Source organism: Aquimarina sp. AWH4_224 (assembly GCF_056160245.1).
This window is the reverse complement of sequence record NZ_JBSWWU010000019.1, coordinates 25,542-42,374: the sequence shown is the minus strand read 5'-3', so window position 1 is coordinate 42,374 and position 16,833 is coordinate 25,542. Positions and strand designations below refer to the sequence as shown.

5 protein-coding genes and 1 tRNA gene are annotated in these 16,833 nt (G+C 37.4%); all 6 read left to right on the top strand.

Going from position 1 to position 16,833, the window contains the following annotated elements; genetic code table 11:
- Nucleotides 1-3 precede the first annotated feature (3 nt).
- The 6 genes from ACXAGJ_RS23400 to ACXAGJ_RS23375 all read left to right on the top strand — a co-directional run bounded on the left by ACXAGJ_RS23400 (nucleotide 4) and on the right by ACXAGJ_RS23375 (nucleotide 16,794).
- Nucleotides 4-1,221: a bifunctional folylpolyglutamate synthase/dihydrofolate synthase gene (locus ACXAGJ_RS23400; protein WP_474843448.1), complete on the top strand. Its 1,218-nt coding sequence runs from the start codon at nucleotides 4-6 to the stop codon at nucleotides 1,219-1,221.
- Between the two features lie 90 nt (nucleotides 1,222-1,311).
- Nucleotides 1,312-1,386, top strand: a tRNA-Val gene (locus tag ACXAGJ_RS23395).
- Between the two features lie 419 nt (nucleotides 1,387-1,805).
- Nucleotides 1,806-4,586, top strand: coding sequence for a BspA family leucine-rich repeat surface protein (locus ACXAGJ_RS23390; protein ID WP_474843446.1), 2,781 nt, complete (start codon nucleotides 1,806-1,808; stop codon nucleotides 4,584-4,586).
- 51 nt (nucleotides 4,587-4,637) lie between these two features.
- Nucleotides 4,638-5,597, top strand: a complete 960-nt coding sequence (locus ACXAGJ_RS23385) for a PorP/SprF family type IX secretion system membrane protein (RefSeq protein ID WP_474843444.1) — start codon at nucleotides 4,638-4,640, stop codon at nucleotides 5,595-5,597.
- Between the two features lie 64 nt (nucleotides 5,598-5,661).
- Nucleotides 5,662-7,935 (top strand): OmpA family protein, encoded by a 2,274-nt coding sequence (locus tag ACXAGJ_RS23380; RefSeq protein WP_474843442.1) that lies wholly within the window; start codon nucleotides 5,662-5,664, stop codon nucleotides 7,933-7,935.
- 147 nt (nucleotides 7,936-8,082) lie between these two features.
- On the top strand, nucleotides 8,083-16,794 hold the full coding sequence (locus ACXAGJ_RS23375) for a T9SS type A sorting domain-containing protein (protein WP_474843441.1): 8,712 nt from the start codon (nucleotides 8,083-8,085) through the stop codon (nucleotides 16,792-16,794).
- The last annotated feature ends 39 nt before the right edge of the window (nucleotides 16,795-16,833 follow it).

Genomic DNA, 16,833 nt, shown 5'->3' with positions numbered 1-16,833 from the left:
TTTATGAATTACAGGGAAACCCTGGATTGGATGTTTGCTCAATTACCGATGTATCAACGTCAAGGAGCAAGCGCCTACAAAGTTGATCTTCACAATACAATCCAATTAGCAGCTCACTTAGAAAACCCACACAAGAAATTCAAAAGCATTCATGTTGGAGGGACCAATGGGAAAGGGTCTACCAGTCATATGCTGGCTTCAGTATTACAAGAAGCCGGATATAAGGTGGGGTTGTATACTTCTCCTCATTTAAAAGATTTCAGAGAGCGTATTCGGATTGATGGCAAAGTGATCACCGAAGAATATGTTGTTGAGTTTATTGAGAAACACAAAAGTTATTTTGAACAGCATCAATTGTCATTTTTTGAAATGACTGTGGGAATGGCGTTTCAATACTTTAGTGACTCGGATATAGATATCGCAGTAGTTGAAGTTGGCCTGGGGGGGAGATTGGACTCTACAAATATCATTACTCCAGAAGTATCTGTTATCACAAATATAGGACTAGATCACACTCGTTTTTTGGGAAATACTTTGGAGGCTATTGCTGGAGAGAAAGCAGGCATCATTAAGCCAGATGTTCCGGTAGTAATAGGAAGAACAACCAATGAAACCAAAAAGGTGTTTTTGGATAAAGCCAAAGCATGTAATAGTACATTATTTTTGGCAGAAGCGTATACTGGTTCATTGATCGCTACAGATTTAAAAGGAAGATATCAGATAGAAAATGTAAAAACAGCTTTACAAACCCTATTGGTATTGCGTGAAAGAGGATGGAAGGTTGAAGATGCTCATATTGAAAAAGGCCTTCTGCAAGTAGTTAAGAATACAAGCTTATTGGGGAGATGGCAAATCTTGCAAGAACATCCAAAGGTAATTTGTGATACTGCGCACAACGAAGATGGAATCAAAGAAGTGGTAAAACAGCTAGAGGAGGAGAAATTTGATAATTTGCATATCGTTTTAGGGGTTGTTAATGATAAAGATCTTGATACTATATTGCCATTATTTCCAAAGGATGCACATTACTATTTTGCCAAACCAAATATTCTTCGTGGTTTGGATGCGTATGAATTGAGAAAAAATGGAAAAAAATTCAAATTACTTGGAGCGCATTATGACTCGGTGCAAGAAGCCTATCAATCTGCATTACAGGAAGCTACAGATCAAGATGTCATTTATGTAGGAGGAAGTACATTTGTAGTAGCAGAAATAATTTAATTTTTCTTCAATTTTCTTTTGGTAGACTACAAAACTGTGTTATATTTGCATCCGCAATCAGGAACAAGGATTGCGAAAAAATATTGAAAAGGGCGCGTAGCTCAGTTGGTTCAGAGCACTTGGTTTACACCCAAGGGGTCAGGGGTTCGAATCCCTTCGCGCCCACAGAAGCTTCCAGAAATGGAAGCTTTTTTTGTATACATAGGTTTCATTTTACATACTTCACTTTTATAAAAATGATCAATCTTAAAAGCCTACAAATTTTATTATTTTTTTGACGCTAAAGTAATGTCGTATTTCAGGTTAAATAATTTACAATACTAAGAGATTAAAAATAAGAAGAAACTTCGATTTTTATAAAATAAGTAATGTGAAAAATTGATATTAATGATTAGAAGCTAGCACAATTTAATAAAATTTACTTCTTTTTTTGTGTTGGTTTTTGGGTGATATTTCCCCGTTTTTACTCGTATTAAGGCTTGTTTTTACTACGGTATACTGAAGTTTAACCGTTGTATTTTTCGGGGAAATTTCCGCTTTATCGATTATTTTGCCTTATATTTGTGGTCAACCAACTTATTTATATGCGAAAAATACTACACTTAAAACCTGTATGTAGTTTTTCTGTATTGATAGAAAAATTATGCCCCGTCCTCTCTTATATTGTAAGCAGAAGTAGGCTGATTTTGTTTGCTTTTTTCTTACTCTTAACTTCCAATAATTTCAAATTAAGAGCACAAGATTTTGTTACAACCTGGCAAACAAATGTAGCTAATGAAATTATTGTTTTACCAAACAGTGGAATTGCTGCAGACTACAATTTTAATATCGATTGGGGTGATGGAACAGTCGAAAATAACATCACAAACCCTTTACATCAACACACATATGTAATACCAGGGATTTATACCGTTCGGATAAATGGTCAGTTTGAAAGGTTCAATTTTGAAATAGTTCCTACAAATGTGCAAAATATTCTATCTGTTGAGCAATGGGGAGGAATATCGGTTTCGGAGTTAAATTTCAGAGATGCTATAAATTTTCAGATTAATGCTACAGATAATCCTGATCTTTCAAGAGTAATAACCTTTCAAAACATATTTAATGGTGCAACATCAGTCAATGCAGATTTGTCTGGATGGATTGTGAATAATGGATTAATAACCAATATGTCGGGAGCATTTCTTAATGCTACTGCATTTAATGGAAATATTTCTACATGGATCATGACCGATATAACAGATACGTCTCAGATGTTTGATGGTGCCTCTTCTTTTAACGGAATGATTGGCGGTTGGGATGTCAGTAATGTGACCAATATGGAACGTATGTTTACCGGAGCTCTAGCATTTAATCAGGATATTTCTGGATGGATTACGGCCGCTGTCATGAATATGGATTCCATGTTTTCAAATGCGGCTATTTTTAATCAGAATATTGGTGGCTGGAACACAATAAATGTTAGCAATATGTCATTTATGTTTAACCAGGCTTCAGCTTTCAATCAAGATATTAGTGGTTGGAATACACAAAACGTTACCGATATGTCCTTTATGTTTGCTAGTGCTTCCAACTTTAATCAGGACATTGGAAATTGGACGGTAAGTTCTGTGACAGATATGAGTAGTATGTTTTCTGGTAATCCTGTGTTTAATCAGGATTTGAGTGGATGGGTCACAAGTTCATTACAATTTATTGATTTCATATTTTCTGATGCATTAGCTTTTAATCAAAGTCTGGGCAATTGGGATATCCAGAATGTTTCATCAATGTTTAATGCACTTTCGAATAGTGGTTTATCTACATCTAACTACGATGCTACATTAATTGGCTGGAATGCGCAAACCGTACAATCCAATGTTTTTTTAGGAGCCCAAGGACTAACCTACTGTTTGTCAAATGAAGCTAGAGAAAATCTTATCGTTACTAATCTTTGGGCGATTAACGGAGATAGTTTTAACTGTGATTCCGTTCTAAATTATTCTATTGTTGCTTCATCCGATGCTGTGGAAGGAACCTCTGATGCTGTTTTTACCATTAGTATTGATGGAGGTATTAATAATACTTCGGGAGTTGATATTACGGGAACTATAACCCTTACAGGTACAGCAACCAGCGGAGTTGATTATACCACTGTTACTACTTTTACTATTGCGCAAGGAACCAATAGTGTCTTGATCACTGTTCCTGTTTTGGATGATATCGAAGTAGAGCCTATCGAAACCATTATAGCAACTATTTCTGCTCCTAATATAGGAATTGTCAATATGGCTAATGATATGGCAACAGCTACTATAAGTGATGATGATGGTGCTAGCTTGGTATATTCTATCACTGCTTCATCCGATGCTGTTGAAGGAACATCAGATGCTACTTTCACTGTTAGTATAGATGGAGGCATTACTAATACTACAGGAGCTGATATTACTGGTACTATAGCCCTTACAGGTACAGCAACTAACGGAGTTGATTATACCAATGTTACGACTTTTACTATTGTACAGGGAACCAATAGTGTGTTGATCACCGTTCCTGTTTTAGACGATACCGAAATAGAACCTATAGAGACCATTATTGCTACTATTTCTGCGCCCAGTATTGGAAGTGTCAATATGGCTAATAATATGGAAACTGCTACTATTAGCGATGATGATGTTTTTATACCTAATCCCAATTTAGCACTATCAAAAACTGGAACTTACATAGACACTAATGCCGATGGAATATTAAATATCGGTGACCAAATTGAATATGCTTTTAGTGTTGAAAACAATGGAAATGAAGATGTTACCAATATTGTTATTTCAGACCCATTACCCGGCATTACGCTTAATGGAGGGCCTATTAATTTACAGGTCGGAGAAGTAGATAATTCAACATTTACAGGAATATACAATATAACCGAAGAAGATCTGAGTAATGGATCTGTGGTAAATCAGGCTTTTGCCATGGGTCAAGATCCTAATGGTATTGAGATTATTGATTTTTCTGATGACCCTAATAATGATACTAACGATGATGATGATGGAGATGGAGATGGAGAAGATCCTACCATTACAACCCTATTAGAAGAAGACATATTTATAATTTATGAGATTATTACCCCAAATGGAGATGGTTTGAATGATGAGTTTCGTATTGCCGGGTTAAACAAATTCCCTGAGAACAGCTTGATCATATATAACAGATGGGGAGCAAAAGTATTTCAGGCAGAAGGCTACGAGCAAAAAGGTAATGATCTTTTTAATGGTTTTGCAAAAAATCAAAACGGACCTTTACCTTCTGGAACGTATTATTTTATTCTTGAATATAAAAACTTAACAGGCACTATGAACAATAAATCCGGATATGTATATATAAACTGATAGCACCAACCTATCATACCTTTTTAACTCTTAATACCCCTACCTTTCCTTATGGAGAAATTCATACTATTCTCTTTATTTCTTTTTTTGACCCCTGTATTTTCTGTTAGCAGTTATGCTCAGCAAGATAGTCAGTACACTCAATACATGTATAATACCGTCAATGTGAATTCTGCATATACCGGTAGTAGAGGAGTGCTTAGTATTATGGGATTGTATCGCAGTCAATGGGTGGGTTTAGATGGAGCTCCCAGCACTCAAACATTTACCATTCACTCCCCTATAAATGAAAAAAACAAAATAGGTGTGGGACTCTCTATTATAAATGATGTAGCGGGGCCTTCTCAGGAAACTAATTTTAACGCTAGTGTTTCATATACCATTTCTGTATCAGAAAAGGCCAGATTAAGTTTTGGTATGAATGCTGGAGGAAACCTATTAAATGTAGACATTATATCACTTAGGAAATATAATGCAAATGATGAATTAACACTTCAGGATATCGATCAAAGATTTAGTCCGAGTATAGGAGCCGGACTTTATTTTAGGACCGATAATTTGTATGTAGGTTTAAGCGCACCCAATATACTCGAAACGGAACACTTTGATGAATCAAGCTTGTCTACCAATAGTGTAAGAAATAATATTCTTGCCAAAGAACGTATTAATTACTACCTCATAGCAGGTTTTATAGTTGAATTAATTCCACTTATCAAAATTAAACCAGCTGTGCTTACGAAGTATGTAGAAGGAAGCCCCTGGCAAGTAGATCTTTCTGCAAATGTTTTGTTTTATGATACGTTCACGCTAGGAGTTTCTTATCGGTTTAGCGAAGCAGTTAGTGCACTGGCTGGTTTTAATATATCAGAAAGTTTAATGTTGGGGTTTTCTTATGATAGGGAATTGTCAGAATTAGGAAACACTCGTTATACCAATGGTTCCTACGAATTCATAATGCGTTTTGAATTAAAGAAAATATTTAAAAGAGGGTTAACTCCACGGTTCTTCTAATCTAAAAAGAAAAACATTCTTATTGATTTTTGTTGAACTCGCAAAATATTTACAAACAGAAACAATGAACAAAAAATTACTTCAACATATTGTTTTTTTGATTGTATCAATATCATTTGGTGTTATACAGGCACAGCAGAAAATTCTGAATATTGCCAATAAACAATTTGAAGAAAAACAATATATAAATGCTCAGGAGACATACCAGAAAGTTCTAGGACTGGAATATAAAAGCCCTGAAATTTTTAAAAAGCTTGGAGACAGCTATTATTTTAATAGTGAGTTAGAAAAAGCTGCAGAATGGTATAAAGAATTTGTTGACAACTATCCCGATGAGATCACGAATGAATATGTATTTAGGTATGCCCAATGTCTTAGAACAATAGGGGAGTATAGTTTGGCAGATCAATACATGGATCAATATTATCAGAATAGTGAGTATGATAATTTGAAAACAATACCCTTAGCCAATAGCGATTACCTAAAGAAAATAGAGTATCAATCGGGAAGATATGAGATAGAAAATCAGACTATTAATTCACCTTTTACAGATTTTGGATCGGCGCAATATAAAGATCTTATCATTTTTAGTTCTTCAAGGGATACTTTACTATTAAAAAAGAGAATTCATAAATGGACTGACGAATCCTTTTTATCCTTATATCAAGCAAAAATTGATCCCGAGACAGGAAATCTTTACGAAGTAGAACCGTTTGCTCCAGAATTAAATACCAAATTTCATGAGTCAACTCCGGTTTTCAATCAAGAAGGCAATGTCATATACTTTACTAAAAATAAAATAGGTAGTAATAAGAATGAGCTAGACATTTTAGGGATTTATAAATCCGTAAAGGATGAAAAAGGAAAATGGTCTGTACCAGAGTCACTATCTATTAATGAGAAAGAATACTCTGTTGGTCATCCTTCATTAAGTCCAGATGAAAAAACACTCTATTTTTCATCAGATAAACCAGGAGGATATGGTGACTCAGATATCTATGGTGTCACCATAAATGAAAACGGTGAATTAGGTTTGCCTTTCAATCTAGGTCCTAAAATCAATTCTCCAGGAAAAGATACATTTCCTTTTGTAAGCAAAGATGGAGAGTTCTATTTTACCTCAAATGGTCATTATGGTCTAGGTGGATTAGATGTATTTTTTGTTGATCTTACAAAAGAAGCTATAGAAGTTATAAATGTTGGAAAACCTATTAACAGTGCCAAGGATGATTTTGGTTTTTTCATAGATAGTAATTCTCGAAAAGGATATTTTTCTTCTAATAAAGAAGGAGGAAAAGGCAAAGATGATATTTATAGTTTGTTCGAATATAACAGAATAAAAAGTTTTGATATCAATACCATTTTAGGAACCATATTAGATAAAGATACCAGAGCCTATTTAGAAGGCACTACAGTATCGATATACGATGACAAAAATAGGATAATAGATAGTCAAATTATACAAGATGGAGCAGAATACAAGTTTTCTTCAGAACAATTAAAAGACGCTTACATGATTAAAGCGGAAAAAGAAGGATATATACCTTACGAGCATTTTATTAATAAAACCGAATATACAGATACGTATCTGCAAGTAATAGAACTAGAAAAAGAGTTAAGTCTGGAAAGCAATACCGATTACACAAGTAGTAGTGATCTTAATACTAGTTTTTCAGAATCTAGCGATTCTTATAGGTTCGAACTTATTGCTGATAATTCACATTTTTCTGAAAATACAACTGAGATTTTACCTTCATCACAAAGTAAATTAGAAGAAATAGCCACGCTACTTAAGAAATACCCCAAAGTAATCGTAAGTATAGCATCGTATTTAGATAAGTATAATACTCAACCTGTTTTAGCCCAAGATAGGGCCGATAAAATTAGAGCATACTTCTTAAGTCAGGGGATTGAAAATAATCGATTAAAAGCTTCAGGTGTTCCCTATGGTTCGGTAAAATTAGAGGAAAGACTTCAATTAATTATGGTGGTACCAATGCCTATTAATTTTGATCTTGATGTTAGTGACTTACGACAAGATGCCGAGTTTGGATTAAATAAGGTTGTAGATCTTATGAGCATATATCCAACAATGAAAATGGAAGTTCATGGACATACCGATAGTAGATCAAGTTATTGGTATAATAAAAAGCTAAGTGTTCAGAGAATGAGATCTGCAGTTAGTTATATGACAGACGAAGGAAACATCAACTGGAGAAGGATTCGTGGTAGAGCCTATGGAGAAAGAAGGTTATATAATGAATGTATAGACGGAGTTCCTTGTCCCGAAGAAAAACATGAACAGAATAGAAGATGTGAATTTATTATAAAAGAGTGAGACATTACTTCATAATAGAATAACATCAATTACATAGTTTTTTGGAAACGTCTTTTTCTTCTCTATGAAGTATAAGTCGATATATAGCAATTAGAAAAACAGAAGCTAATTAGACTCCCTCCTTGTTTAACCAATAACCCCTGAAATATGACAAATTATTACTTTAAAAAAGAGTTTTACAAATCTTTAATGTTACTCTTTCTAATACTACATACAGCAGTATTAGCAGCTACTCCAGATTGTTCAATAATAAACAACGATTTTCAAAACCTGGTTAAAGGTACTGCCAGCGAACCTTATCATTCTTCATTATCAGTGACCATCTTGGCTAGTAATGATGGAGTATTAACTTGTTCGGATCCTTTGTTAACACTATCAGCAACCACCAATGCTACCAATGCTTCTTACAGTTGGACTGGGCCTGATTTTACTTCATCATTACAACAGATAGAAATTTCGAGATCAGGAACATACTCAGTTACGGTAACTACTTCTTCAGGTACTGCAACGGATACTATTATCATTACCTCTTCACCTCAAGTTAATAATGCCATATGGCATGAAAATTTTAATCTTGCGGATGGAACTACCTCAGATACAGGTGCTACAAGCTGGTCTTTACAAAATACTGGTTCAGGTTTTTTTTCAGTAAAAAATAATGAATTAAAAGCATCGTTTGATGACGCCAATGAAGGAATTTGGTTATCAGAAGTTATCGATATCTCTTCTCAAAAAGATCTAGAAATATCTGCAGTACTTAGAAGTGAAACCGTAAGTAACGATGACTATTTTGAGAGTAGTGATTTTATAAAAGTAGGCTACATATTAAATGGAGAAGCCGAGAACACTTTTTTTAATGATATCTACGGTCTAGATGGGACAACAAATGGTACTGGTTATGATGTCGCCAGGTCCCCCTTGTTAAATGGAAATACATTACAAGTGGTAGTAAGATTAAGAAACTCTCACCCAACCGAGAGGTATTACTTAGACGATGTTAAAGTTGTAAGTACTTTTTTAAATACTGTAGCGGCAAGTGCTACTGTAGAAGGTATTCTTACATGCCGTACTTCTCAAGTAAACATTACCGGAGGTGCATCCTCAAATGATGTGACGTACCAATGGGATGGTCCCCAAGGTTTTAGTAGTACCAATCAAAATATTAGTGTTGGAGTTCCTGGAAACTATACGCTCACCGTTTCTCCTACATCGGGGTGTTCAGATTCAATTACCGTTGAGGTTAAAGAAAACAAAACACCACCAAATGCGCAGGCGTCTGTAGATGAAATGCTGGGGTGTGGAATATCTTCGGTGAATTTGTCAGGAGACTCAACCACGCCCAATGTCACCTACAGTTGGACAGGCCCCGATGGTTTTACTAGTACATCTCAAAATCCAGAAGTTACCAAAGTAGGTACCTACACTTTAAAAGTTACGAATGCTGTCAATGGTTGTAGTAATATCGATACAGTAACTGTAAAATCATCAAATAATACAGAAGATACCCTTTGGTTAGAAAACTTTCAAAATCTTGGTAATGGCACTACAACAGATACAGGAAATACTGCCTGGACTTCTTCAAATACTGGGAATTCAGGATATGTTCAGGTAAGAAATAATAGATTTAAAATTGTCAATACCGGACAAGGAAATAAAGGAATATGGACTTCAGAATCCATCAATATTTCAGGAAAAGACAATGTTTCTGTATCTGTAGATGTATGTAGCGCAGGAGATATGGAAACCAATGGGGATAAAAAAGACTATATCCGTTTTTTTTACAGGATCAATGGCGGAAACAAAGTTCTTTTTGCCGAGAAAATAGGATCGATTAATGATAATAGCCCTTCATATACCAAAGTATCAACGGGTTTAATTAGTGGAGATACTGTAGAAGTTATCATAAAAGGTACAACTACTGCCGATAGTGAATTTTATTACTTCGACAATATCAAAATCACTGCAATAGAACAAGATACTATTGAGGCAACAGCCACTGTAGAAGGTATACTAACCTGTGCTGTAGATGAGGTTATGATTGTTGGAGGACCTTCTTCTGATCATGTAACATATAGCTGGAGTGGTCCTGATGGTTTTACTGCGACTACCAAAGATGTTAGGGTTACCCAAGCGGGAGCATATACTTTGCAGGTTACTTCCAGTAGTGGTTGTACAGATTCAATTACTGTTGAGGTTGAAGAAGATAAAACACAACCCAATGTACAGGCATCTGTAGATGGAACGCTCGGATGTACGGTATCTTCGGTGACTTTATTAGGAAACTCTACCACTCCCAATGTCACCTACAGTTGGACAGGTCCCGATGGATTCAATAGTTCGTCTCAAAATGTAGAAGCTACACAAGTAGGAATTTATACCTTAAAAGTTACCAATGCTGCGAATGGTTGTAGTGACATCGATAGGGTGACTGTAAATTCATCAAATAACACAGAAGACACCCTTTGGTTAGAAGACTTTCAAAACCTTGCCAATGGTACTACTGTAGATACAGGAAATACTGCTTGGACATCCTCAAATACTGGACATTCAGGATATGTTCAGGTAAGAAACAATAGGTTCAAAATAGTAAATACTGGACAAGGAAATAAAGGGATTTGGACTTCAGAATCCATCAATATTTCAGGAAAAGACAATGTGTTTGTATCTGTAGATGTACGTAGCACTGGAGATATGGAAATCGATGGGGATAACAAAGATGATATCCGTTTTTTTTACAGGATCAATGGAGGAAACAAAGTTCTTTTTGCAGAGAAAACAGGATCGATTAATGATAATAACTCTTCATATACCAATGTGTCCACGGGACTACTTAGTGGGGATACTATAGAAGTTATCATAAAAGGAACAACTACTACTAACAGCGAATTTTATTACTTCGACAATATCAAAGTCACTGCAATAGAACCAGATGTTATTGAAGCTACTGCCACTGTAGAAGGAGTACTTAGCTGTACTGTTAATGAAGTTTCGATTATAGGAGGACCTTCTTCTGATGATGTAACGTATAGTTGGAGTGGTCCTGATAGTTTTACAGCAACAACAAAGGACGTTTTAGTAACACAGTCAGGGGCATATACCTTGCAGGTTACTTCCAGTAGTGGTTGTACAGGATCAGTTACCGTAGAAGTTGAAGAAGATAAGACCCTTCCTGATGTACAGACATCTGTAGATGAAATGCTGACTTGTATAGTGTCTTCTGTTACATTATCCGGAAACTCTGCTACTCCCAATGTGACCTACAATTGGACAGGTCCCGATGGATTTAGCAATACATCTCAGAATGTTGAGGTAGACATACCTGGGGATTATATTCTTACAGTAACCTCAGAAAATGGGTGTAGTAATTCAGAAACTGTTACGGTAGTAGAAGACAAAACGGCACCTGATGTACAAGCCTCTGCCGATGGGGTGTTAAGTTGTACAGTGTCTTCAGTGACCCTAATGGGGAATTCTACCATTCCGAATGTGACCTATAACTGGACAGGTCCAGATGGATTTACCAGTAATTTACAAAACAATTCGGTTACGATATCAGGAATATATACTTTGACAGTAACTAATTTGTCAAATGGTTGTACAAATACAGATACTGTTGAGGTCATCTCTTCCATCGATAATGGTCAAGAAATAATTTGGCTTGAAGACTTTCAGGATCTCACAAATAGTACAATAGAGGATCTCGGTGCTACATCCTGGACGCTTTCATATTCCGGAAGAGCAGAACGTTCTAGGGTGAGTGAGAATAAATTTGTGAGTTATGGTCTCGGCCAAGAATCTATCTGGAGATCTGATGTCATCAACATCTCTTCTTTTGCCAATGTTAGTGTATCTATTGATTTTCAAGCTCAAGGATCGTTAGAGGCCAATTCAGATTATTTTCGGGCATATTATATCCTAAATCAAGGAAATGAGATTTTATTCTTTGATCATAATGCTTCTGGAAGTTTTCCTTTAACCACATTCTCTTCTCCTATTGTTCAAGGTAATTCTCTGCAAATTGTTATTAAACATTTCAATACAGGAACCGATGAAATCTACTCCTTTGATAATATAGAGGTAAAAGGAATTGAAGGTAATAATATAGATGTTACTGCATCGGTTGAAGGTACTCTTTCGTGTATATCCAATACAGTTACTATAACAGGTGAGACTTCTGTACTTGGTGTTACATATCAATGGACAGGCCCGGATAATTTCACTTCTTCAGAACAACAAATTACAGTAGGCACGTCGGGAGATTATACGTTGGTGGTGACTACTGTAGCAGGATGTACAGGTTCAACAACAGTGACCGTAACTGAAGATACTACCTTACCAGAGGTTGCCATTACCTCCAGTAACAATGGAGTAATTAATTGTGCCGTTAGTGAAGTAACCTTGACGGCTACCACACCGATTACTGGAGCTAATATCCAATGGGAAGGCTTTGCACTAAATCAGAACCCGATTACCGTTACCGATGCCGGTAACTATACGGTGAGTGTGACGAATCCTACCAACGGATGTGTTACTGAAGACGTAGTCACTGTAACTGAAGATATTACCTTACCAGAGGTAACGATCACCGCGAGTAATAATGGAGTGATTGATTGTACAGTTAGCGAAGTAACCCTAAGCGCTACCACATCGGTTACAGATGCTGCTATCCAATGGGAAGGTTTTGCATTGAATGAGAATCCGGTTACCGTTACCGCTGCCGGTAACTACACGGTTAGTGTGACTAATCCTGCCAATGGATGTGTTACTGAGGATGTGGTGACCGTAACTGAAGATACTACCTTACCAGAAGTCACCATTACCGCAAGTAATAATGGAGTGATTGATTGTACGATTAGTGAAGTAACCCTGACAGCCATTACACCGGTTACAGGAGCCGATATCCAATGGGAAGGTTTTGCACTGAATCAGAATCCGATTACCGTTACGGCTGCAAGTAACTATACGGTAAGTATCACTAATCCTACCAACGGATGTGTGACTAAAGATGTAGTCACTGTAACTGAAGATACTGCCTTACCAGAAGTAACTATCACAGCAAGTAATAATGGAGTGATCGATTGTACGGTTAGTGAAGTAACTCTAACGGCTACTACACCGATTACAGATGCTGATATCCAATGGGAAGGCTTTGCACTGAATCAGAACCCTGTTACCGTTACGACTGCAGGCAACTATACGGTTACAGTGACCAGTCCTAACAATGGATGTGTGACTGAAGATATAGTCACTGTAACTGGAGATACTACCTTACCAGAAGTCACCATTACCGCGAGTAATAATGGATTGATTGATTGTACGGTAAGTGAAGTTATTCTAACCGCTACTACGCCAATTACAGATGCTGCTATCCAATGGGAAGGTTTTGCACTGAATCAGAATCCGATTACCGTTACCGCTGCAGGTAACTATACGGTGAGTGTGACCAATCCTAACAATGGATGTGTGACTGAAGATATAGTCACTGTAACTGAGGATACTACCTTACCAGAAGTTTCCATCACAGCGAGTAACAATGGAGTGATTGATTGTACGGTTAGTGAAGTAACCTTAACCGCTACCACACCGATTACTGGAGCTGCTATCCAATGGGAAGGCTTTGCATTGAATGAGAACCCTGTTACCGTTACCGCTGCCGGTAACTATATGGTAAGTATAACTAATCCGGCCAATGGATGTGTGACTGAAGATGTAGTTATTATAACTGGAGATGCTACCTTACCAGAAGTGACCATCACAGCAAGTAACAATGGAGTGATTGATTGTACGGTTAATGAAGTTACCTTAACAGCTACCACACCAGTTACAGGAGCTGCTATCCAATGGGAAGGTTTTGCACTGAATCAGAACCCGGTTACCGTTACCGCTGCCGGTAACTATACAGTGAGAGTGACTAATCTTACCAGCGGATGTATTACTGAAGATATAGTCACCATAACAGAAGATACTACCTTACCAGAAGTCACCATTACTACGAGTAATAATGGAGTGATTGATTGTACGGTTAGTGAAGTCACCTTGACGGCTATTACACCGGTTACTGGAGCTGCTATTCAATGGGAGGGTTTTGCACTGAATGAGAACCCGATTACCGTTACCGCTGCAGGCAACTATACGGTGAGTGTGACTAATCCTGCCAACGGATGTGTGACTGAAGATATAGTCACCGTAACAGAAGATACTGCCTTACCAGAAGTAACTATCACAGCAAGTAATAATGGAGTGATTGATTGTACGGTTAGTGAAGTAACTCTAACCGCTACCACACCAATTACAGGAGCTGATATCCAATGGGAAGGTTTTGCACTAAATGAGAATCCGATTACCGTTACCGCTGCAGGTAACTATACGGTTAGTGTGACTAACCCTACTAATGGATGTGTTACCGAAGATATAGTCACCGTAAATGAAGATATTACCTTACCAGAAGTAATTATCACAGCGAGTGACAATGGAGTAATTGATTGTGTGGTTAGTGAAATAACTTTAATAGCCACCACACCAATTACAGGAGCTGATATCCAATGGGAAGGTTTTGCACTAAATGAGAATCCGATTACCGTTACCGCTTCTGGCAACTATACGGTTAGTGTGACTAATCCTGCTAGCGGATGCGTGACTGAGGATGTGGTGACTGTAACAGAAGATACTACCTTACCAGAGGTTACCATTACCGCTAGTAATAATGGAGTGATTGATTGTACAGTTAGCGAAGTAACCCTAAGCGCTACCACATCGGTTACAGATGCTGCTATCCAATGGGAAGGTTTTGCATTGAATCAGAATCCGATTATCGTTACCGCTGCAGGTAACTATACGGTTAGTGTGACGAATCCTGCCAATGGATGTGTGACCGAAGATGTAGTCACTGTAACTGAAGATACTGCCTTACCAGAAGTAACTATCACAGCAAGTAATAATGGAGTGATTGATTGTACGGTTAATGAAGTAACCCTGACAGCAATGACACCGATTACAGACGCTGCTATCCAATGGGAAGGCTTTGCAATGAATCAGAACCCGATTACCATTACAGCTGCAGGTAATTATGCGGTTACAGTGACCAATCCTACCAATGGATGTGTTACTGAAGATATAGTCACCGTAACTGAAGATACTACCTTACCAGAGGTTACTATCACCGCAAGTAATAATGGAATGATTGATTGTATAGTTAGTGAAGTTGTTCTAACCGCCACCACACCGATTGCGGATGGGAATATCCAATGGGAAGGCTTTGCCTTTAATGAGAATCCGGTTACCGTTACCGCCGCTGGCAACTATATGGTAAGTGTGACTAACCCTGCTAACGGATGCGTGACTGAAGATGTAGTTATTATAACTGGAGACGCTACCTTACCAGAGGTTACCATTAGCGCGAGTAACAATGGAGTAATTGATTGTACGGTTGGTGAAGTAACCTTGACAGCTACCACACCGATTACAGATGCAAATATCCAATGGGAAGGTTTTGCACTGAATCAGAATCCGATTACCGTTACCGCTTCTGGCAACTATACGGTTAGTGTGACGAATCCTTCTAGCGGATGCGTGACTGAAGATGTAGTTATTGTAACTGGAGATACTACCTTACCAGAGGTCACCATTACCGCAAGTAATAATGGAGTAATTGATTGTACGATTAGTGAAGTAACCCTGACAGCCATTACACCGGTTACAGGAGCCGATATCCAATGGGAAGATTTTGCATTGAATCAGAACCCAGTTACCGTTACCGCCGCAGGCAACTACACGGTTAGTGTGACTAACCCTATCAACGGATGTGTGACTGAAGATGTAGTTATTGTAACTGGAGATGCTACCTTACCAGAGGTTACCATTAGCGCGAGTAACAATGGAGTGATCGATTGTACGGTTAGTGAAGTAACTCTAACTGCTACCACACCATTTACAGGAGCTGCTATCCAATGGGAAGGTTTTGCACTGAATCAGAATCCGATTACCGTTACAGCTGCAGGTAACTATACAGTGAGAGTGACTAATCTTACCAGCGGATGTGTGACTGAAGATATAGTCACCATAACAGAAGATACTACCTTACCAGAAGTCACCATTACTACGAGTAATAATGGAGTGATTGATTGTACGGTTAGTGAAGTAACCTTGACGGCTATTACACCGGTTACTGGAGCTGCTATCCAATGGGAAGGTTTTGCATTGAATGAGAATCCGATTACCGTTACCGCTGCAGGCAACTATACGGTTACAGTGACCAATCCTACCAGCGGATGTGTGACTGAAGATGTGGTCACCGTGAATGAAGATACGACCTTACCTGACTTTGATGTGTCTGTAGAATGTTCAAACGGAGTTGTTACCTTGAATGCTTTTTCATCAAATACAGATCTGATATATAATTGGAGAGGTTTTCCAGAACAACAGAACCCGGTTTTTATTAGTGCGGCAGGTATTTATACCGTTGAAGCTATTAACCCCATTAATGGCTGTACAATCGAACAAAGAATACCGGTAAATTCCATCTGCGCGAGATCAACTAGCACTTTGATCAATCCTATTAAAGATACTTTGAAGAATGATGTAACAAAAAACGATGTAATAGTCAAAGCGATTGTATTTCCGAACCCATCGAAAGATGCAGTGAATATAACTTTTGAAAGTAATGAAAATAGACATGTAAAGATTGAAATCTACTCTATAGCTGGAGTGCTGATACAAACACTTTTGGATGATGAAATAACATCTTTTAGGAATTATACGACTATATTTAATAAAAACGGCGAATTAGCTTCAGGACTATATCTGTGCAAAATAAGTTTTGGTGAGCAACATATCGTCAAAAGAATAATTTTATCTGAATAACAAGGTTTTTTATAAGATATGATATTGGATAAGTAATGT